This window comes from Mucilaginibacter sp. (assembly GCF_965200995.1).
In the GTDB taxonomy this organism is placed as follows: domain Bacteria; phylum Bacteroidota; class Bacteroidia; order Sphingobacteriales; family Sphingobacteriaceae; genus Mucilaginibacter.
Map to the genome: position 1 here is coordinate 3,361,166 of NZ_OZ241743.1, position 19,723 is coordinate 3,380,888.

Sequence of the window (19,723 nt, forward strand, 5' to 3'; positions counted from 1 at the left end):
GGTGATAAGGCAAGTTTGAAATGTCAAAAGCGTGTGATAGTTTGCCCGGATGCAAGGCTTAAAGTTTCCGCCCGGCTCAATCAGGCAGTTTGCTTCAGTGTACCGTAACAGCCGGAAATAAATAAGCCGTAATCATTTCTTTTGTAACTATAATAGCTATATTGCGTAATAAAGCTGTGACAAAATAAGCCGACCATATGCTGATATTAACTATACTTTTCTTGTGCCGTAAGTTCAACCTCATTGAACGGCTGAAATTAAAGGAGACTTTTCACAAATCTCCCAAGATAGTTGCGGTTTTAGCCACCGTTTCCCGTTAGGTTACAGGATAACTTTACAGCCGCTGCCCTGCACTGTTCCTGCATTTGGGTAATGATAGTACAACTCGCTGTCAGGCAAGCTGTAATACCTCAGTCGTACGATTTCTTTGCTGCTCGCTTAACGCTGCATTTTTGGCTAATGACTGACCGTAGGACGGGATCATCTGTTTCAGTTTAGCCTGCCATTCCGGCGATTTGGCCTGTTCTTTAAAGCAACGCTCAATCAGCTGGATCATGATGGGCACGGAGGTGGAAGCGCCCGGCGATGCACCCAGCAGGGCAGAAATACTGCCATCGGCAGCGGTAACCACTTCGGTACCAAACTCCAGTACGCCGCCGCGTTTGGCATCTTTCTTTATCACCTGCACACGCTGGCCGGCAATATCCAGGCTCCAGTCCTCCTGTTTAGCTTCGGGATAATAATCACGCAGCGCAGCCAGCCGGTCTTCCGGCGATTGCATAACCTGGCTGATGAGGTAATTGGTTAGCGGAATGTTATCAATACCTGCTTTAACCAGCGGGTATAGGTTATCGGGCTGTATAGAGGTGAACAGGTCCAGCAGGGAACCATGTTTTAAAAACCGGGTGGAAAAACCGGCATAGGGGCCGAATAGCAGCGCCTTTTTGCCGTTGATCATCCGCGTGTCCAGGTGAGGTACCGACATTGGCGGCGAACCTACCGAAGCCTTGCCATATACCTTGGCCTGGTGGCGGGCAATCACCTGCTCATTATGGCATACCAGCCACTGGCCGCTCACCGGGAAGCCGCCAAAGCCTTTACTTTCGGGAATGCCTGATTTTTGCAGCAGGGGTAAAGCACCGCCGCCTGCGCCGATGAATATAAATTTGGTATTTAAGCGCCTGCGCTCATTGGTAGCCTTGTTTTTAACGCTTACCCGCCAGCTCTGGTCTTTGTTGCGCCACAGGTTACTCACATTATGGTTGAGGTAAATGTTTACGCCTGGCTTCTGCTTCAGATAATCCAGCAGCAGCGCAGTGAGTGAACCGAAATTTACATCGGTACCTAAATCCATACGTGTAGCCGCCACTTTTTCGTTGGGTGTCCGGCCATCCATTACTAATGGCATCCACTCTTTCAGGTGTTCGGCATTATCTGCATACTGCATTCCGCTAAACAGGTGATGCTGTATCAGGGCTTCGTGGCGTTTCTTTAAGTACGTAACATTTTCGTCGCCCCAAACAAAACTCATGTGAGGGATGGGGCTGATGAAATCCTTCGGTGATGAAATAAACCCCTGTTCCACTAAAAATGCCCAGAATTGCTTGGATACTTCAAACTGCTCGGCAATCTTGATGGCCTTGGTAATGTCAACGGTACCGTCAGGTAGTTCGGGAGTGTAATTAAGCTCGCAAAACGCGGAGTGGCCGGTGCCGGCATTGTTCATGGCATCAGAGCTTTCGGCGGCAATTTCGTCTAAGCGTTCATAAATATCAATGGTAAGATCAGGCTGAAGCTGTTTGAGTATAACACCCAAAGTGGCGCTCATGATACCTGCGCCTATTAATACAACATCTGTTGATGTAGTTGAATTTGTTGTGCTCATTAGTATGGTAAAAACGGGTTGCCTGAGTTCGGCGTATCAGTTATGCAGAACCATCGGCCTTTATCTGTTAACTCCCTGATACAGGTATTTGTTGCAGCATACCGCCGGTAGTTATCCGAGATAAATGATGCGCTAAAGTTTGTTAATTTTTATGAAAAAACAGTGATTAGTTTGATTGATTAAATGTAACAATTTGAGTTATCACCGTTAGCCCAATGTTTTTCAGCTTTGATAAGGGAAAAACGGACGAAAGCAGTCTTTATACGCATTTTTACTGCTTTAATCCGTTTTTCCCCCGGGGTTTTGCAGTAGTGTTAATGCAAAACTTCCTGCAGCATATCTTTAAAGGTCTGCTTAATCAAACTGAATTCTTTAGCATCACCCTTTAAAAGCGCCTCGGTAAATTTGATCATCTGGTCGGCAGTAATATGAGGCGGCAGTGGCGGCACCGAAGGGTCAACCATGGCTTCAATCACACATGGCCGGTCGGCGGCTAAGGCGGCATCCCAGGCCGGGCCAATTTCTTCTACCTTGTCAATCTTAATACCTTTCAAACCTAACAGTTCCGCGTACTTTGCGTAGGCAAAATCGATGATGTCCTGTGAACCGCTAAATTCCGGGTCGCCGCTGGTTACCCGCTGTTCCCAGCTTACAAAGTTGAGATCACGGTTATTCAGTACCAGGATTACCATGCGCTGATCCCGCCAGCGGTTACGGTATTTGGCAATGGTAATCAGTCCGTTAATGCCGAGCATCTGCATAGCGCCATCGCCGATGATGGCTATCGGCACGCGGTCGGGGTAGGCAAACTTGGCAGCGGTAATGTAGGGTATCGCAGGGCACATGGTAGCCAGGGTGCCCGACAGCGAAGCCATCATACCCTCCCGCAGCTTTAAGTTACGGGCAAAAAAGCCGGCTGATGAACCGGAATCGGCCGTAATGATACAGCGGTCTGGTAAACGGGAAGACAGTTCCTGCACCACCTTCTGCGGGTTAAGCGGATTGGCGGTTACCTCGGCCTTGGCTTCTACCACCTTGTTCCAGTCGGCCACATCTTTCTCAATCTTTTCGCGCCAGCTGCGGTCTTCCTTACGGATAATCAGCGGGACAAGCGCTTTCAGGGTTGCCTGACTATCGCCGATCAGGTTAACTTCGGTAGGATAGCGCAGGCTTACCATTTTAGGGTCAATATCAATCTGCACCGCCCTGGCCTGGCCCTCCTTCGGTAAATATTCAGAATACGGAAATCCGGTGCCAATCATCAGCAAGGTATCGCATTCGCTCATCAGCTCCCAGCTGGCATTGGTGCCCAGCAGGCCAATGGCCCCGGTGGAGTAGGGCAAGTCATCGGGTAAAATAGCCCTGCCTAATAACGCCTTGGCGATACCTGCACCCAGAAGTTCAGCAATTTCTTTTAACTCCTCCGGCGCGCCGGCGGCACCCACACCGGCCAATATGGCTACCTTTTTACCCTCATTAAGCACGATGGCCGCTTTTTGTAACTCGCTTTGCGGGGGTACGGGTTTTTCAACGCTGAAGCCAATGCCGGTATGTACACTACCATGCGTGTGCGGCGGCTCTTTTACAGCGGCCAGCTCCTGCACGTCGTTGGGTAAAATTACACAGGTTACCGTACGTTCGGCTTTGGCAATACGTATCGCGCGGTCAATTACATGGCGTACCTGGTTCGGGTCGGTTACCATGTGCACGTAGTTGTGCGCCACATCTTTAAAGAGGCTTACCAGGTCTACCTCCTGCTGGCATTCGCCACCCATCGACATGCGCGCCTGCTGCCCTAAAATGGCTACCACCGGCTGATGGTCAAGCTTGGCATCATATAACCCGTTGAGCATGTGTATCGCTCCCGGGCCTGATGTGGATATGCAAACGCCTACTTCGCCGGTAAACTTGGCATGGGCGCAGGCCATAAAAGCGGCATTTTCTTCATGCGATACCTGAATAAAATCAATCTTGTCCTGCGCACGCCGTAAAGCGCCCATTACACCGTTGATACCGTCTCCGGGATAACCGAATACCCGGTTAACGCCCCATTCGTACATGCGCTCTATAATAAAATCGCTTACTGTTTTGCTCATGAGTATAAGTATTAAAAAATACAACTACCGATTAATCGTATTACTTTAACTATGAGTAAATAGCTTTGTTTGCATAACATACCATAAATGAATACCGCCGGAACCTGTAAGTTCCGGCGGTTTAAATATCGGGGAGGGTTGCAGCTATCAGTCCTGCGGTGCAGGTTTAAACAGCAGGTTCTGGGTAAGCTTAAACAAGGCGAATACAATAACCGGTGCAGCAATAACATCAATGGTGTAATGCACATGCTGTACCAGCAGCAATACGCCAACTATGGCAGTGCCTGCAATAGCCAGCCATTTTTCGGTCTTTCTTTCAAGGCAAAGCACCATACACACCATCGTACTCACATGGCCGGAGTAGAACAGATCTTTGGTGATCACCGCATGACCGTAGAAGATACCGGTTAGCGGGTCCACCAGTTCAACCAAACGTGCCGGGGCCGCCAGCGGCACCAGCGAAATAGAAATCATACGGCTGATGACCACAAAGCTGTATAGCCAGATGTATTTGGTGTATATAATAGGTTTACCAACAGCCCTCACCATGGTTAAGGCAGCGAAACCCCAAATGATCATAAAGATAAAGGGCGACACATTTACCGATGGCAGCGCATCAAGTATATAATCGTTAAGCTGGATGCCGCCCTGGCGGTGCTCAATATTTTGGAAAAAGTAAGGCAGTATGGAAAGCACAATCGCTAAAAGCACAGATCCCCAAATGGTTAAAAGCCGGTGAAGTGCTGAGTTCCATACGCTCCTCCAGTTTTGCCTGATGTTGATGGTATTATTTTGCTGCACAGAAGTATCTGATTATTAGGGTGGGCAAATTTAAAAAGTTTCGGGTAAATGTTAAATAATTCTGATGTCATGATTAAGTTAAGATTAACACTATAGCGGTGCGCCGGTGTTTATAAGGAGTGTGATTGAAGAATATGATTAAAGCTTAGCTTTGTAAATTAACTGGATAATAAGGCGATGAAATATAAATTAGGAGATTTTGTAAGGTTTGTTGATGAAAACTATGAGGGCTATGTAACCCGCATTATTGACGAGCAGATGATAGGCGTAACCGGTAATGATGATTTCGAGATCCCGGTGCTGGCAAGTAAGGTAACTCATGTACACGGGCACCGGGCGGAGGGTGAAGCCAACGGCAGAGCCGAAACAGGCGCCGATATACCGGCTGCAGGGGCGTTCATTGAAAAGGGTATCTATCTGGGAGTGGCGCCCGACAAGAAGGCACCCTCTGTTGTACATTTTTATATCCTCAATGAAACCTCGTATCAACTGTTTGCTACGCTTACCACCCAAAAAGATCAAACCTTAAAAGGTGAATATGCGGGTACGGTAGCAGCGAAAGGCCAGGCGCAGATTTATTCAGGCCAATTGGCTGATGTGCAGTTGTGGCCGCAATTTTTATTGCAGGTACTGCCTTACGCTTCGAGGCCGGCAGCCATGCCGAAGGCGATCACCTGGAATGAAAAGTTTAAAGCTAAAGATTTTGCTGATCCCAAAAAGACGCTGCCGGTATTGAAAGAAGCCGGATGGCTCTTCCGGCTGGACGAGCCGGAGCTGGTGATTGATCCGCAGCAGTTAAAGGAAAGCTTTTATAAATCCCCGGTAGAAAAAGTTGAGGTAACAAAGCCGCATTCGGAGGTTGATCTGCACATTGAAAAGCTGGACAGCAACTATCAGCAGCTTAACGGCAGCGAAATACTGAATATGCAGCTTACCTGGTTCAAAAAGTCGCTGGATTCCGCCATTGTACACCAGTTACCCGAAATTACCTTTATTCATGGCGCCGGTAACGGCATCTTACGCCACGAATTGCATAAGCAATTGGGAAAGAACCCCAAAGTAAAAACCTTTATGGATGCACGTAAGGAAAAATTCGGATACGGGGCCACAAAGGTGATGTTGAAGTAAAAACGGTTGGACAGCCATACGGGTTTAATTGAACATATGGCTATCATAAAAAGGGATGACCTGTTCGGGTCATCCCTTTTTATGTTACCTCAGCGCGTTGCGCGGATCAGCTTGTGGTTTGAGCTGATATTCTTTGGGCGGTTCGGCACCTAAGAGATACTTCACAAAGTAATCCCAGCGGCGGCGCATCATGTAGTATGAATACTGGCCGTAACCATGTGCATTGTTAGGGAATATCACCAAATCATAATCCTTGTTGGCTTTTTCCAGCGCTTCCACTACCAGTAAGGTATTTTGAGGCGGTACATTGTCGTCCATCAGTCCATGCGCCAGCATCAACTTGCCTTTCAGGTTTTTGGCGTAGTTCTGGTTAGCCTGCTTATCATAATCAGAAGCGGTAATCAGGCCGTCGTAACGCTCGCCCCAGTCGTCCTCGTAATTGCGGTTCTCGTGGTTGCCCGACTCGGAGATGCCTACCTTAAAGAAATCGGGGTAGCGGAACATGGCTGCGGCTGTGGCGAAGCCGCCGCCCGAGTGCCCCCATATACCTACGCGGGTGGTATCTATATAGCCGTATTTTGCCGCCAGCTGACGGATGCCGGTTACCTGGTCGGGCAGCGTATTATCGGCCATGTTGCCGTAACTCATATCATGAAAGCTTTTGGAGCGGAGCGGATTGCTGGTGCCTTCCAGGGCAATCACCACAAAGCCAAGTTCGGCCAGCGCCTGGTTGTCGCCGCGTGAGGCCGAGAAAGACCAGCTGCCTACGCTGCCGCCCTGCGGGCCGGGATAGATGTAATCGATAACAGGATACTTCTTATTGGGGTCGAGGTGGGTAGGGGTAAACATCAGCCCGTAAATATCGGTCTTACCGTCGTGCGCCTTCACACTAAAGGGGGTAACCGGTTTCCAGCCGGTAGCCGCCAGGCGCGAAACATCCGTTTTTTGCACCGTTGCTACTATCTTTCCGTTCAAATTCCTTAGTACGGTAACCGGTGGCACATCAGGCTTTGAATAGGTATCAAGAATATGGGTTTGTGCAGGGGAGAAGGTAATTTGATGATTGCCTGCTTCGGGGGTAAGTACGGTAAAATGCTTACCGTCAAAACCTGCCCTGCACAACTGGCTGAAGTAAGGGTTCTCCTTTTCCAGTCCGTCCGCAATAAAGTAGACCATGCGATTCTTTTCATCCACCTTAACCAATTGGGTAACTACAAAGTTGCCCTTGGTAATCGGGTTCTTTACCTTTCCGGTGGCAGCATTATATAAATACAGGTGCCCCCAGTTGCTGCGTTCCGAAAACCAGATGATCTCGTTGCTCTTGTTCAGGAAACGCCAGTTGATGGCATCCCAGCCGGATTCATATTGCGTAGGCACGGTTTCTTCAAATACCTCGCGTACTTTGCCGGTAGCCGCATCCGCTATGCGTACCTTTTCCTGCTTATGGTCGCGCGAGGTAGATACAAAGGCCAGTTGTGTGGCATCGCTGCTCCAGTCCACATCGTCAAACGTGCCGCTGCTTGAGATATCATCACTTAAGGTAGCACGGTGCGGGTCGGGCGCTATTTGCAACTCTGTTATCTTGGCATTGTCAACGTCGATAATTACCCGGTGTATCATGGCAATGTTCTCGTCGCCGGGCAACGGGTATTTCCAGGCTTCCAGGCGCGGATGGCCGATATTTGTTGATACCAGGTACATATCGCCCACCTTGCGCTGATCCTGCTTAAAGGTAGCTAGCTTTTTAGAGTCGGGCGACCAGCGCAGTATCGCCGCATCGCTGTGTTTCCAGCCGGCGTTATCGGTGGCGTAACCAAAATCCTTTATGCCATCGGTAGTAAGCTGCGTTTGCTTGCCCGATTGTACGTCGCGCACCCACAGGTTATCCTCTTTGATATAAGCCGCCCGCTTGCCATCCGGCGATAATACTTCGTTGCCATTGCTCATACGGCGGCGGCCGCCCGCACCCATACGGTTAGGCTGTATCTGCGTACTGTCTAAACTTAACTGCGCATTTTTCAGATGATACCGCCATTGCTTGTTATCGGCCCTGAACACTACGGCATCTTCATTGGGCGAGAAGCTGAGTGTCTGGAACGGAAGCCGGTCAGCCGTATACGTTTTACCAGTGGCTGCCGATAATGCAGTGGCCAGCTGCTCATGGTTAAATATGGCTTGCCGGGTTCCCTTTGCTGCATTCACCAACACAAATTCGCTGCCCTGTGCAGTCATATCCCTGAACCAGAAACTATCGCCCCCCAGCCAGTTCGGGTTTACTCTGCTGTGGTCAATCAGGGGTTCCGTATTGTACCCCAGCAAACGTTCGGCGTTGGCATAATTTGTTGGATTGAGGGTTTGCCTCACCTGCGCCTGCGCCCCGAGGGCCATCGCCATAGCAGCCGTTATGAGTAGTTGTTTGTTCATGCAGAAGAATTAAATTGTTGATGGCTAAATGTATAAACTAACTTCAACAAAGCCAAATCACAGCCGTATATCTGCAATGTTGTTACCGTCCATTTGTGCAAAAGAGCGGCATTGAAATAATTTGAAGCTAATTTTGTGGTTGTCGTAAAAAAATCGTTGCTTCAAATTTTATAATCAGTAAAATAAAATTAACCCAATATTCTATTTAACACCATAGATATATTATGAACAGAAAACTCAGAATGGGAATGATCGGCGGCGGAAAAGACGCCTTTATTGGCGCTATACACCGCATTGCTGCCAATATGGACGGCCTTGCCGAACTGGTTTGCGGCGCACTGAGCGTAAACCCTGAAGTAGCGAAGGAAAGCGGAAAGCTTTTGTTCCTGCCTGAGGAGCGCACCTATACCAATTATGAGGAAATGATTTTGGCCGAAAGCAAACTGCCCGAAGGCGACCGTATGGATTTTGTAACCATTGTTACGCCTAACTTTGCCCACTTCGGCCCGGCCATGCTGGCTTTAGAGCATGGTTTTCATGTGGTGGTGGAGAAGCCCATTTCACTTACCCTGGATGAAGCCAAGCAGTTAAAGCAAAAGGTAGAAGAAACCGGCCTGTTGCTGCTGTTAACACATACGTACACCGGTTACCCGATGGTAAAGCAGGCCAGGCAAATGGTGGCCGAAGGTGCGTTGGGTAAAGTAAGAAAGGTATATGTAGAGTATCCGCAGGGATGGCTGAGCACCTTAACCGAGCGCGAGGGCAATGCCGGTGCAGCATGGCGTACCGACCCTAAAAAATCGGGCAAGAGCGGCAGCATGGGCGATATTGGCACACACTCGGCCAACCTTGCCGAGTACATTACCGGCCTGCACATCACCGAGCTTTGCGCCAGCCTGAACATTGTGGTGGAAGGCCGCGGACTGGATGATGACGGTGCCGTGCTGTTGCGCTTTGAGAGCGGTGCTACCGGTGTGCTCATAGCCTCGCAGGTGGCGGCAGGAGAGGAGAATGCCCTGAAGATAAAGGTTTACGGTGAAAAGGGTGGCCTGGAATGGCACCAGATGGAACCGAACACACTGCTGGTAAAATGGCTGGACAAGCCGGCCGAGATTTTCCGCGCCGGTGGTAACTATGGGTACCTGTCTACCTACGCTACGCAGAACACCCGTACACCTGGCGGCCACCCCGAAGGCTACCTGGAAGCCTTTGGTAACTTGTACCGCAATTTTTTACATACGCTTGCCGCGCGTATAGACGGTACAGAACCCGCTAAGGAATGGCTGGATTATCCGTCCGTAAACGAGGGTATACGCGGAATGGCGTTTATTGAGAACGTGGTGAAGAGCAATGCTTCTGATGTAAAATGGACGAAATTTGAAGTATAGTTTAAAAGCCAATCTGCTAAATACTAAATAAATTATCTTATAAGTTAATCATCGCAAACCTATTATCGGGTAGTTAGTTATTAATTTAACAACTAACCACCCAGATGAGCAACGATAAAATATCCCGGCGGCAGGCTGTCGCCGGGTTAACAACCACGCTGGCGGCTGCGGCAGCTTCGCCTGTGTTGGCTGCTACTGCAAAAGGCGACCAGGCATCGGCCATTCCGGCGCTGGAAGACCCCAAAGACAAGTACCCGAAACCTCCGTTTAAAAGTCAGCCCCAGCCCTGGCCGGGTTTGCAGAGCAAGATGGACCCGGTGCCCGATTGCGGCGAAACCAGCTACAAAGGCTCCGGACGTTTGGCCGGGCGTAAAGCGCTGATTACCGGCGGCGATTCAGGTATGGGCCGGGCGGCAGCCATTGCCTATGCACGCGAAGGCGCCGATGTGGCCATCAATTATTATCCTACCGAAGAACCCGATGCCCGCGAGGTGATTGCCCTGATCAGGAAAGAAGGCCGTAAGGCTGTAGCTATTCCGGGAGATTTGCGCGACGAGGCCTTTTGCAAAAGCCTGGTTCAAAAGGCGCTGGCCGAATTGGGAGGTTTGGATATTATTGTAAGTAATGCCGGCCGGCAGCAGGCCGTAAGTTCGATACTGGACGTAACCAGCGAGGAATTTGATGCCACCATGAAGACCAATATTTATGCGCCCTTCTGGATCATCAGGGAGGCGTTGCCGCATCTGCCGCCCGGCTCGGCCATAATCGGCACTACTTCGGAGCAGGCTTACAATCCCGACCCGTGGTTGTACGCCTATGCACAAACCAAGGCCGCCACCATGAATTATGTAAAATCTTTGGCTAAACAGTTAGGGCCGAAAGGCATACGGGTGAATGGTGTGGCACCCGGCCCCATCTGGACGGCATTACAGGTAAGCGGGGGCACCACGCCCGAAAAGCAGCAACTGTTTGGCAGCTGGACACCATTCGGCAGGCCCGGTACCCCGGCCGAATTGGCCTCTATATATGTACAGCTGGCTGCCAGCGATGCCAGCTTTGCCAACGGGCAAATCTATGGTGCAGCAGGCGGCGTAGGGCAGCCATAATCAATTATTAAACTTTATACATCTATGAAAAAACTCATTTTAAGCCTGTTATTTTCCGGCATTGGCGCATTAGCAGCTATGGCGCAAACCGCTAACCCCGATACCGCTACCTTACATTTCATTACACATGCCAGTATTTCGGGCCTGCAGGAAATAAGCGCCGGTAAGCTGGCTGCTCAGAAAGCCAGCCGTGCCGATGTAAAAGCGTTCGGAAACCGTATGGTTACCGACCATAGCAAGGCGCAGGAAACGCTGATGCAGTTGGCAAAGGCCGGCGGGTACCAGGTACCGCCGGAGGCTACCAGTACGCCGGTGCCCGACCCGATGCTTGCTAAAGCTTCGGGTAAAGATTTCGACCGGGTGTATGTGCACATGATGGAGCCTGGGCACCGCCAAACGGTACTGTTGTTTCAAACCTATGCCGTAAAGGGGAAAGATCCAAAGGTGAAAGCTTTTGCGCAGCAAACGCTGCCCACACTGAAGCAGCACTTGGCCAGTATCAAAAACATCGATAAAGAAATTAAGGATGTTGCAAAGTAATATTGCTACACGTAGTAAGCTGTTGAAAAATCCGGTTTAAAGGATGCTTTTACTTTAAAGCATGCCTTTTACGCATTGTTATCTACTAAAAAAGTCCCGGTTACCACCGGGACTTTTTTAGTACGGGTCTGATTTTATATCTGCAATTAATCCTTAATCTTATTTAGATTAATTATAAACTATAACATATTTATCTATATTTGCTGCGGAATTAATCACAACTGAGAATACGTGGCTAAAAATTACTTCTTCAAAACCTTACTGTTATCTGTACTGCTTTTAGGTGCATCTTTAAGTACTGCTATTGGGCAAACCGTTAGCGGCAGTATATCCGGTAAGGTGGTTGATGAAAATAACAGCCCGGTAGTAATGGCTACCATTTATATCAAGGGGACGTCGCGCCATACGTCTACCAACGCCGATGGAAATTTTACATTGGCCGCCAATGCGGGTACCCATACGTTGGTGGTAACGTTTGTAGGCCATAAAAGTATAAACCAAGTGGTACAGGTAGCCGCAAACGCCAATGCGGATGCCGGGACCCTAAGGCTGGTGAGCGCTTCGGCTATGCAGGAGGTGCAGGTACAGGGAGAAACACAAAGCCGGCAAATCAAAAACCAGGGCTTTCAGGTTAATGTGGTTGACCTGAAATCGCAGTACAACCTTAACATTGATATCAACCAGGTACTGAACCGCACTTCAGGCGTGCGGGTGAGGGAAGACGGCGGGTTAGGCGCCAACTTTACCTTTTCGCTGAATGGCTTTACCGGGCGGCAGGTGAAATTCTTTTTAGATGGTATACCGATGGATAATTTCGGCCCGTCGCTAACGCTGAACAACTTTCCGGCAAACATGGCCGAGCGCGTGGAGGTCTACAAAGGGGTGGTTCCCATCAGCCTGGGCGCTGATGCTTTGGGCGGTGCCGTTAACATTGTTACCCGCAGCAATCCTAATTATCTGGATGCCTCTTACAGCTACGGTTCCTTCAACACCCATCGGGCCTCCTTAAACCATGCTTATACCAATGTAAATACCGGCTTTACGGTACGTACCAATGCGTTTTACAATTATTCTGATAACGATTATAAAGTTAAGGTACAACCCATAGACCTTGTTACCGGCCAGCAGGGCGCCCTGCAGGAAGTAAAACGTTTTCATGACGGATACCAGTCCATAGGAGCGCAGGTGGAAGCCGGCGTAACCGGTAAGAAATATGCAGATAAACTACTGGTCGGACTGATTGCCGCCGGAAACAACAAGGACATACAAACCGGCGTAACCATGAATCAGGTTTTCGGCGCAAGAACTTCAAACTCACATTCTATCATCCCCACACTGAAATACAAAAAGACAGATTTATTTGTAAAAGGACTCGACTTAAGCCTGTACAGTGCCTACAACATGACCCGTAACCAGTTTATTGATACGGCGCATGTAAGGTACAACTGGCTGCAGCAAACTGTACCCTCAAGTACTGCCGAGCAACAAAGATCGCAACGTAAGGACCGTGATAATGAAGCGCTGACGAATACCAATTTAACTTATACCGTTAATGAGCATCATAGATTTGCATTAAATTACACTACTTCCAACTTTAGCCGTAAATCGAGCGATATTGAAGATGCAGCAAACCCGGTATACCTTTATCCTCAAAAGCTGAGTAAACAAATAGTTGGCCTGTCATTACAGGAAACGTTTAACCGGTTTACAGCCAACGTGTTTACAAAGATGTTTGTTTACAATGCGCAATCATCAGAATCGGTAAGTAATGGTACAGGTGTTGCAGATTATCAGAAGGTATCCACTAACAAAAATTATTATGGCTATGGCATAGCCACCGGTTACTTCATACTGCCGCAGCTACAAGCCAAAGCATCATTTGAGCATACTTACCGCCTGCCCGAAGCGATTGAACTGTTGGGAAATGGGATAGAGATACGCAGAAATCCAAATTTACAACCCGAAAAGAGCGACAATGTTAATTTAGGCGCTATTTATTCGATTAACTCTGGGGTAAATAAAATCACTATCGAAGCCAGTTATATATATAGGAACATATTCAGCTTCATACGTCTTGATCCGTTCATTACCTCCCCAATAAACAGGCCATATACCAATATTGGCCCTGTGCAGACTAACGGCGTTGAGGGTGCAATACGATACTCATGGAAGAACCGCTTACACGCGGATGTAAATGCCACTTACCAAAGTATTATTGATCGGCAGAAAACGTTTTCGAGCACCAATTTTCAGGGTACCACCATTTCGCCTAACTTAAATTACGGCTACCGCCTGCCTAATATACCCTACCTGTTCGGTAATGCCAACGTGGGTTACGTGTTCAGCAGGGTTGGCGGCGACAGGAACACACTTGATATTAACTACAGTGTAAATTACACAAAGAAATATTACCTCACGCCCAACCAGCTGGGCTCGGGCAACACCGATGCAATACCCACCCAGGTGGCCCATAACCTGATTGCCAATTATGCCATCAGAAGCGGCCGCTACAATGTGGCGCTGGAGTGCCGGAATTTTACCAACAACGATCTCTACGATAACTATCTTTTGCAAAAGCCGGGCAGGGCCTTTTTTGTAAAGGTCAGGTATTTCATTTCTAAATAAATTAATACAAGCATACCATCAAATTAATTATGAATATCAAACAACTATTTAACGTGGCCATACTTTCGGGCCTTGCCGTTGGCGCTGTTTCCTGCAAAAAGAACAGCAGCACAGACACCAATACGCCATCAACCGGGCCGGTATATGCCTTAGGGGTAGGGGTTACCACTTCTACAGCCACCACCAATTATGTATTGCAAACCACAGATCTGATGAATGGTACCATCTCCCTTACCAATAATGGTATATTGCAGGATGGTTACCGGGATTACGCTTTTGGCGGCGGTAAGTTTTACAGCATCGGCGGCCTGGGTATTACCGATGTAAACACCCTGAGCCTGGATGCTTCCGATAAACTGACCACCAAGACCGGCCTTACGTTTGAGTTACCGAACAACGAACTGATTGATGCCGACGGAACCGGTAAAACAATGGTGGGCGTTTCCATACCTACAGGCCCAACGGTGGGTACCGATGCTAAATTTTATACGGTTGATGTGGCTACCAACACTGCGGCCAGCAAAGTCAGCGTACCGGTAAACAGTATTTACCCCAGCAATAAGGACTGGGTTTTTCATACCGGCCTGCAAATACGCGGCAACCAGGCGTTTGAAACTTTTTACCCGGTAAGTGCAACTACGTATGCTACCCAAAACACCGATACCAACTATGTAGCTATCTACAGTTATCCGGGTTTCGTAAAGCAAAAGGTGATTAAGGATACCCGCACCGGCCCTTCAGGTGCGTTTAACACCCGTTCAGGCTTGTTCAAAACCGAAAGCGGCGATCTGTACGCGGTATCAACCAGCAGCTATGCCAATGGTTACAGCCAGTCTACCAAACCCGGCGGTATCTTAAAAATTGCTGCCGGCGCAACCGATTTTGATGCAACCTATTTCTTCAACACCGATGCAGCTGCCAATGGCGGCAAAATAGCCCATGCTATTTATATCGGCAACGGTAAGTTGTTTGCCCAAATGACCAACAAAGTGCCAACCTTAGCCGACCGCTGGGGCGATGGTTACCTGCGGTTAGCCATTGTCGACCTCAATGCCAAAACCATTACGCCGGTTACCAACTCACCCGTATTCAGCGGTAACGGCGGCCGGAGCTTTGCGGCGCTGTTAGACAACGGTAAGGTATACTGCGCCGTTACGGTGAATGGCGTGTTAAACATTTACCAAACTGATATTGCTACGGCAACGGCAACCAAAGGCGCTACCCTGCAGGGAACCTTTCTGGGCGGCATCGCCCGTATGAAATAACAACCTGTTGTGTTTCGGGAGCCTGATTATAGCGATATATCAGGCTCTTGTTGTTTAATTCTATTGAGTACAAAAGTTTAATTATAAGCTTACCATTACCTATGGCAGGGAAAAGCAGGAACCGATCATTATTTTACAGGATATCCGCCTGGCTGCATTTGTGGCTCGGGCTGATTACCGGCATTGTAGTCATAATTGTTAGCCTTACCGGTGCAGCACTGGTTTTTGAGCAGGAACTGCGCGTTTGGTTACAGTCCTACCAAACGGTAGCGGCAAACGGTAAAGCCTTTTTGCCTCCGTCGAAACTAAAGGAAGCCGCAATGCAGCGGTATCAGTTACCCGGGGTTTCAGCAGTGGTGTATCAGGGTAAAAATCGGTCGGCGGTGGTGCCTTATTATGGCAACCCCAAAAAGTTTCAGCTGGTATATGTAGATCCCTATACCGGCAAAATATTGTACCGCCAGTTTTTAAAGGATGATTTTTACCGCATCATGCTGGAGGGGCATTACAACCTGTGGCTGCCCAGGGCCATCGGCAAACCTGTGGTCGCTTATTCTACCCTGATCTTTGTAATCACCTTAATTACCGGCCTGGTATTGTGGTGGCCCAAACGGTGGACCAAAAACACCCGCAAGCGTAGCTTTTTAATTAAATGGAACGGCAATTTTAAGCGGGTAAACTACGATTTACATAACGTTATTGGCTTTTATTCGCTTTTTATCGCCTTAATATTAGGTTTAACGGGTATGGTGTACGGTATGCAGTGGTTTTCCAAAGCGGTATACTGGAGCGCCTCGGGCGGCCAAAGCGAGAAGTCGGCACCGCTGCTGTCTGACTCTACGCTGATAAGGCCGGCATTGGCCGCAGCCGACGAGGACAAGCTGTTCAATCAACTGGTAACGCAGCACACAGATATGGATCACCAATACCTAACCATCAGCTATCCGTATGGAAAGGCCGGTGTCTGGCGTTTCAGTATAACGCCCGATGCCGGTAAGCGCATTGGAGAGCAGGTATATACTTATGAGCAGGTGAGCCTGAAAAAACTGAACAAGGCCCTGCCGCCCGCCCGGGAGCGCGGCGAGCAGGTAATGCGCCTCAACTACGAGCTGCATATAGGTTCTGCAGGCGGCATCCCCACAAAAATTATTGCCTTTCTGGTCTGTATCGTATGCGCCAGCTTACCCGTAACCGGTTTAATTATCTGGTTAGGCAAAAAATAACAACTGATTATTCGAGATGGCTTACAAGGTAAGTACCTCACCGTATACCACAAAAGCGCACATTGCTACAGAACAGCATCAATGTGCGCTTTTGTGGTATATATTTGCGCTTTAATAATAGAATCAATGGACGGGCAGTCAGCATCATTACCTGAGGAATTAAGGGAAAAAGCAACCACGTTTGCAGCAGTGCTTGCGTTTATTGAAACCCAGTACCGGCACCAGCCAACGGCGTTTTAAGAACGGCGATGTGTATAATGAGGCCACGCAAAACCAGGGCAGCGCCAGGGTATTTGCGTTTGCCCGACTCCATAATTTAAACCGGCAAGACACCTTGCACTTGTTTGCAGAGCATTACCAATCCGTATTGGCGCAGCCCGAAGGCAGCGATCACCAGAACATCAGGCAGTTTATGCAGCATGGCTGGCCGGGCATCAAGCTGGAAGGGCAAGCATTGGTTGCCCGATAAGCGGCAAAAGAGAAAGTGTCCAAACATCTGCAAAATAAAAGCAGGCAGGCTCTTCAGATTTTACCGCCTTGTCAGTTAGCTGATTTGATTATAAACAGCAGGGTTTTGCATAAATTTACTGAACTTACCAGGCCATGAAGTGTTAATCTGGCATCCGTTACCAATAAAAATACCGATTACTTCACTATGGCTACCTCAAAAAGCAAAACAGACAACATTGTATCTTCTAACCAGTTTCCGGTGGTCGGCATTGGCGCATCGGCAGGCGGACTGGAAGCATTCAAGCAGTTTTTGGGCGCGTTGCCTGTAAAAACCGGTATGGCCTTCGTTTTTATTCAGCACCTCAACCCCAACCATGTAAGCCTGCTGCCGGAGATACTGGAAAGGATATCACCTGTTCCTGTACAGTCGGCGGTTGATTTGGTGAAGCTTAAGCCCGACCACTTATACGTGGTGCCTGAGAACAAGATGGTAACCACCACCGACGGTGTACTGCTGCTGGAGGAGCGCACCAACCTTGCGAAAAGGAGCGACGTTATCGACCGTTTTTTTTCGTCGCTGGGCGTGGTGCACCAAAGCTATGCGGTAGGCATTGTGCTATCGGGTGCGCTGAGTGATGGAACCGTTGGGTTGCAGGCCATCAAATCATACGGTGGGTTAACCTTTGCGCAGGATGGCGGATCGGCCGCTTTTAAAAGCATGCCCAACAGTGCGGTTAAGGCCGGTGTAATAGACTTTATTTTGCCCCCGGCCAAAATAGCGGAGCGGCTGATAGAAATTAACCAGCCTTTTCATGAAACGGCCGACCAGGAAAGTAACACCGGCGCATCGGAGGAGCAGATATTTAAGCAGATACTGATGGTGCTGCGTGCCAGGCGCGGCGTAAATTTTGAAAACTATAAATCAAGTACCCTCAAAAGGCGCATCATCCGCCGGATGGCGCTTGTAAAAACCAATAGCCTGACGGCCTACCTGGAAAGGTTGAAGGATGACCTTACAGAGCAGGATGCGCTGTATAACGATATGCTGATATCGGTTACCAGCTTTTTCAGGGACCCGGAAGCTATTGATGCTGTTTGCAGCGAAATTCTGTCGCCGCTTACAGAAAGGAAGCTGAAGAACAACGAACCCCTGAGGATATGGGTGGCCGGGTGTGCCACAGGCGAAGAAGCCTACTCGCTTGCTATGTGCCTGCACGAGGTGCTTGCCGACAAACTTGCCGCCTTAAGGATACAGATATTTGCCAGCGATATATCAGATATTGCCATAAACAAAGCAAGAACGGGCATATACAGGCCGGCCGAAATGGAAGGCTTGAGCAAGGCCCGTGTACAGCAGTTTTTTACCAAGTTAGACGGCAATTACCAGATCAATAAAAACGTGCGCGACCTTTGCATATTTGCGCACCATAATTTATTAAAAGACCCGCCTTTTTCCAGGCTCGACCTGGTTACCTGCCGCAATGTGATGATTTACCTGGAACCCGTTTTGCAGGGTAAGGCACTGAAAACATTCCATTATGCGCTGAATAAGGATGGGTTTTTGTGGCTGGGCAAATCGGAGACGATTGGCCGGCATACCGATATTTTTGATGCCGAAAAAACTGCCGATAAGATATACCGCCGTAAAGGGCCGTCCGGAGGTTATATGGATGTAGCCTCGTACGCCCGTGAAACTTTATTTAAGGATATGAACCGCGACTCCCGCAAGGAGGAAGAGGAGAAGGACATCTTTAAGATTGCTGAAGAGGTGATGCTGGAAAAACTGATTCCGCCCTGCGTACTGGTTAATGATAAGTTTGACATCATCCAGTTTAAGGGCGAAACAGACCGGTGGCTGACTTTGCCAAAAGGCAAGCCGAGCTTTAACGTTTTGAAAATTGCCCGCCAGGAAATTTCCCATGAATTGCAAACCATGCTGTTACAGGCCAAAAGGAGTAAGGAGGTAACCAGCCGGTTTGCAATTGCCTATACGTTTAACGAGCTGCAGCATGCCGTAAATTTACAGGTGATACCGGTTGCAGCCGGCAACGATGTATATTATTTGGTGGTTTTCCAGCCGGCCTCGTCAAGCGGTTTACAGGCATTGATGTTTGAGGTGCCGCGGAGTAACGAACATTTGTCGTATGATGAGAATGCCATACGGGTAGAGCAGCTGGAGCGGGAACTGATACAAACCCGTATCAACATGCGCATGATTACCGAAGAGCAGGAGGCGGCCAATGAGAAACTACAGGGTTATAATGAAGAGCTGCTTTCTGCCAGCGAGGAGCAGCAGAGCCTGAACGAGGAGCTGGAAACCTCGAAGGAAGAACTGCAAAGCACCAATGAAGAGATCATCATTGTAAACAAAGAATTACTGGACCGTAATGATCAGCTGAACAGGTCGCGCCTGTACACCGAAGCCATTGTAGATACCATTCGCGATCCCTTGCTGATTTTGAACCAGGAGCTGCGCGTACAGCGTGCCAGCCGTAGCTTTTACACCAAATTTCAGTTAGCCGAAAAGGAGGTGGAAGGCCGGTTATTGTACGAAATTGCCAAGGGCAAATGGAACCTGCCGCCTTTAAAGGATTTATTAGAGCATATACTGCCCGATAAAACCGTTATGGACAATTTTAAGGTAGATAATGAATCTGAAGCCGGGCAAAAAAGCGTCTTATATTTAAATGCCCGGAAAGTGCAAACCTTTGGGGACGAGCAGCTGATTCTGCTTGCTATGGAAGAGGCTAACGGTGTATAGCGTAATAGGCGGCCATTCCTGTCAACCCATA

13 protein-coding genes are annotated in these 19,723 nt (G+C 48.8%); 9 read left to right on the forward strand and 4 right to left on the reverse strand.

Annotation, left to right across the window (positions count from 1 at the left end; genetic code table 11):
• Positions 1 to 391: 391 nt before the first annotated feature.
• From ACY652_RS15685 to ACY652_RS15695, 3 genes are all read right to left on the reverse strand, one after another.
• Entirely contained in the window at positions 392 to 1,885 is a 1,494-nt protein-coding gene (locus ACY652_RS15685) for a malate:quinone oxidoreductase (RefSeq protein WP_462265328.1), read from the reverse strand.
• 314 nt (positions 1,886 to 2,199) lie between these two features.
• Entirely contained in the window at positions 2,200 to 3,981 is a 1,782-nt protein-coding gene (locus tag ACY652_RS15690; RefSeq protein WP_462265329.1) for a thiamine pyrophosphate-requiring protein, read from the reverse strand.
• A 147-nt stretch (positions 3,982 to 4,128) separates the two neighbouring features.
• Positions 4,129 to 4,782, reverse strand: a complete 654-nt coding sequence (locus ACY652_RS15695) for a phosphatase PAP2-related protein (protein WP_462265330.1) — start codon at positions 4,780 to 4,782, stop codon at positions 4,129 to 4,131.
• A gap of 177 nt (positions 4,783 to 4,959) precedes the next feature.
• On the opposite strand from ACY652_RS15695, the gene ACY652_RS15700 reads away from it, so the two are divergent.
• The gene (locus ACY652_RS15700) at positions 4,960 to 5,910 is read left to right on the forward strand and encodes a Smr/MutS family protein (protein ID WP_462265331.1); all 951 of its coding nucleotides are present in this window, start codon (positions 4,960 to 4,962) and stop codon (positions 5,908 to 5,910) included.
• A gap of 84 nt (positions 5,911 to 5,994) precedes the next feature.
• Here ACY652_RS15700 and ACY652_RS15705 read toward each other — a convergent pair whose 3' ends face one another.
• The gene (locus ACY652_RS15705) at positions 5,995 to 8,334 is read right to left on the reverse strand and encodes a S9 family peptidase (protein WP_462265332.1); all 2,340 of its coding nucleotides are present in this window, start codon (positions 8,332 to 8,334) and stop codon (positions 5,995 to 5,997) included.
• 224 nt (positions 8,335 to 8,558) lie between these two features.
• On the opposite strand from ACY652_RS15705, the gene ACY652_RS15710 reads away from it, so the two are divergent.
• From ACY652_RS15710 to ACY652_RS15745, 8 genes are all read left to right on the forward strand, one after another.
• Positions 8,559 to 9,722: a Gfo/Idh/MocA family protein gene (locus tag ACY652_RS15710; RefSeq protein ID WP_462265333.1), complete on the forward strand. Its 1,164-nt coding sequence runs from the start codon at positions 8,559 to 8,561 to the stop codon at positions 9,720 to 9,722.
• 104 nt (positions 9,723 to 9,826) lie between these two features.
• A complete protein-coding gene (locus ACY652_RS15715) occupies positions 9,827 to 10,828 on the forward strand; it encodes an SDR family oxidoreductase (RefSeq protein ID WP_462265334.1) in 1,002 nt (333 codons plus the stop codon).
• A gap of 24 nt (positions 10,829 to 10,852) precedes the next feature.
• A complete protein-coding gene (locus ACY652_RS15720; RefSeq protein WP_462265335.1) occupies positions 10,853 to 11,368 on the forward strand; it encodes a DUF4142 domain-containing protein in 516 nt (171 codons plus the stop codon).
• Positions 11,369 to 11,599: 231 nt separating this feature from the next.
• The gene (locus tag ACY652_RS15725; protein WP_462265336.1) at positions 11,600 to 13,993 is read left to right on the forward strand and encodes a TonB-dependent receptor; all 2,394 of its coding nucleotides are present in this window, start codon (positions 11,600 to 11,602) and stop codon (positions 13,991 to 13,993) included.
• 29 nt (positions 13,994 to 14,022) lie between these two features.
• Positions 14,023 to 15,258, forward strand: a complete 1,236-nt coding sequence (locus ACY652_RS15730; protein WP_462265337.1) for a DUF4374 domain-containing protein — start codon at positions 14,023 to 14,025, stop codon at positions 15,256 to 15,258.
• A 101-nt stretch (positions 15,259 to 15,359) separates the two neighbouring features.
• A complete protein-coding gene (locus tag ACY652_RS15735; RefSeq protein ID WP_462265338.1) occupies positions 15,360 to 16,481 on the forward strand; it encodes a PepSY-associated TM helix domain-containing protein in 1,122 nt (373 codons plus the stop codon).
• 202 nt (positions 16,482 to 16,683) lie between these two features.
• Positions 16,684 to 16,950 (forward strand): HopJ type III effector protein, encoded by a 267-nt coding sequence (locus ACY652_RS15740; RefSeq protein WP_462265339.1) that lies wholly within the window; start codon positions 16,684 to 16,686, stop codon positions 16,948 to 16,950.
• 186 nt (positions 16,951 to 17,136) lie between these two features.
• The gene (locus tag ACY652_RS15745; RefSeq protein WP_462265340.1) at positions 17,137 to 19,692 is read left to right on the forward strand and encodes a CheR family methyltransferase; all 2,556 of its coding nucleotides are present in this window, start codon (positions 17,137 to 17,139) and stop codon (positions 19,690 to 19,692) included.
• Positions 19,693 to 19,723: the final 31 nt, after the last annotated feature.

Bases quoted from the DNA above. Each gene is read 5' to 3' on its own strand.
- ACY652_RS15685 (WP_462265328.1), bottom strand. From the start codon at position 1,885: ATGAGCACAACAAATTCAACTACATCAACAGATGTTGTATTAATAGGC.
- ACY652_RS15690 (WP_462265329.1), bottom strand. From the start codon at position 3,981: ATGAGCAAAACAGTAAGCGATTTTATTATAGAGCGCATGTACGAATGG.
- ACY652_RS15700 (WP_462265331.1), top strand. From the start codon at position 4,960: ATGAAATATAAATTAGGAGATTTTGTAAGGTTTGTTGATGAAAACTAT.
- ACY652_RS15705 (WP_462265332.1), bottom strand. From the start codon at position 8,334: ATGAACAAACAACTACTCATAACGGCTGCTATGGCGATGGCCCTCGGG.
- ACY652_RS15710 (WP_462265333.1), top strand. From the start codon at position 8,559: ATGAACAGAAAACTCAGAATGGGAATGATCGGCGGCGGAAAAGACGCC.
- ACY652_RS15715 (WP_462265334.1), top strand. From the start codon at position 9,827: ATGAGCAACGATAAAATATCCCGGCGGCAGGCTGTCGCCGGGTTAACA.
- ACY652_RS15720 (WP_462265335.1), top strand. From the start codon at position 10,853: ATGAAAAAACTCATTTTAAGCCTGTTATTTTCCGGCATTGGCGCATTA.
- ACY652_RS15730 (WP_462265337.1), top strand. From the start codon at position 14,023: ATGAATATCAAACAACTATTTAACGTGGCCATACTTTCGGGCCTTGCC.
- ACY652_RS15735 (WP_462265338.1), top strand. From the start codon at position 15,360: ATGGCAGGGAAAAGCAGGAACCGATCATTATTTTACAGGATATCCGCC.
- ACY652_RS15745 (WP_462265340.1), top strand. From the start codon at position 17,137: ATGGCTACCTCAAAAAGCAAAACAGACAACATTGTATCTTCTAACCAG.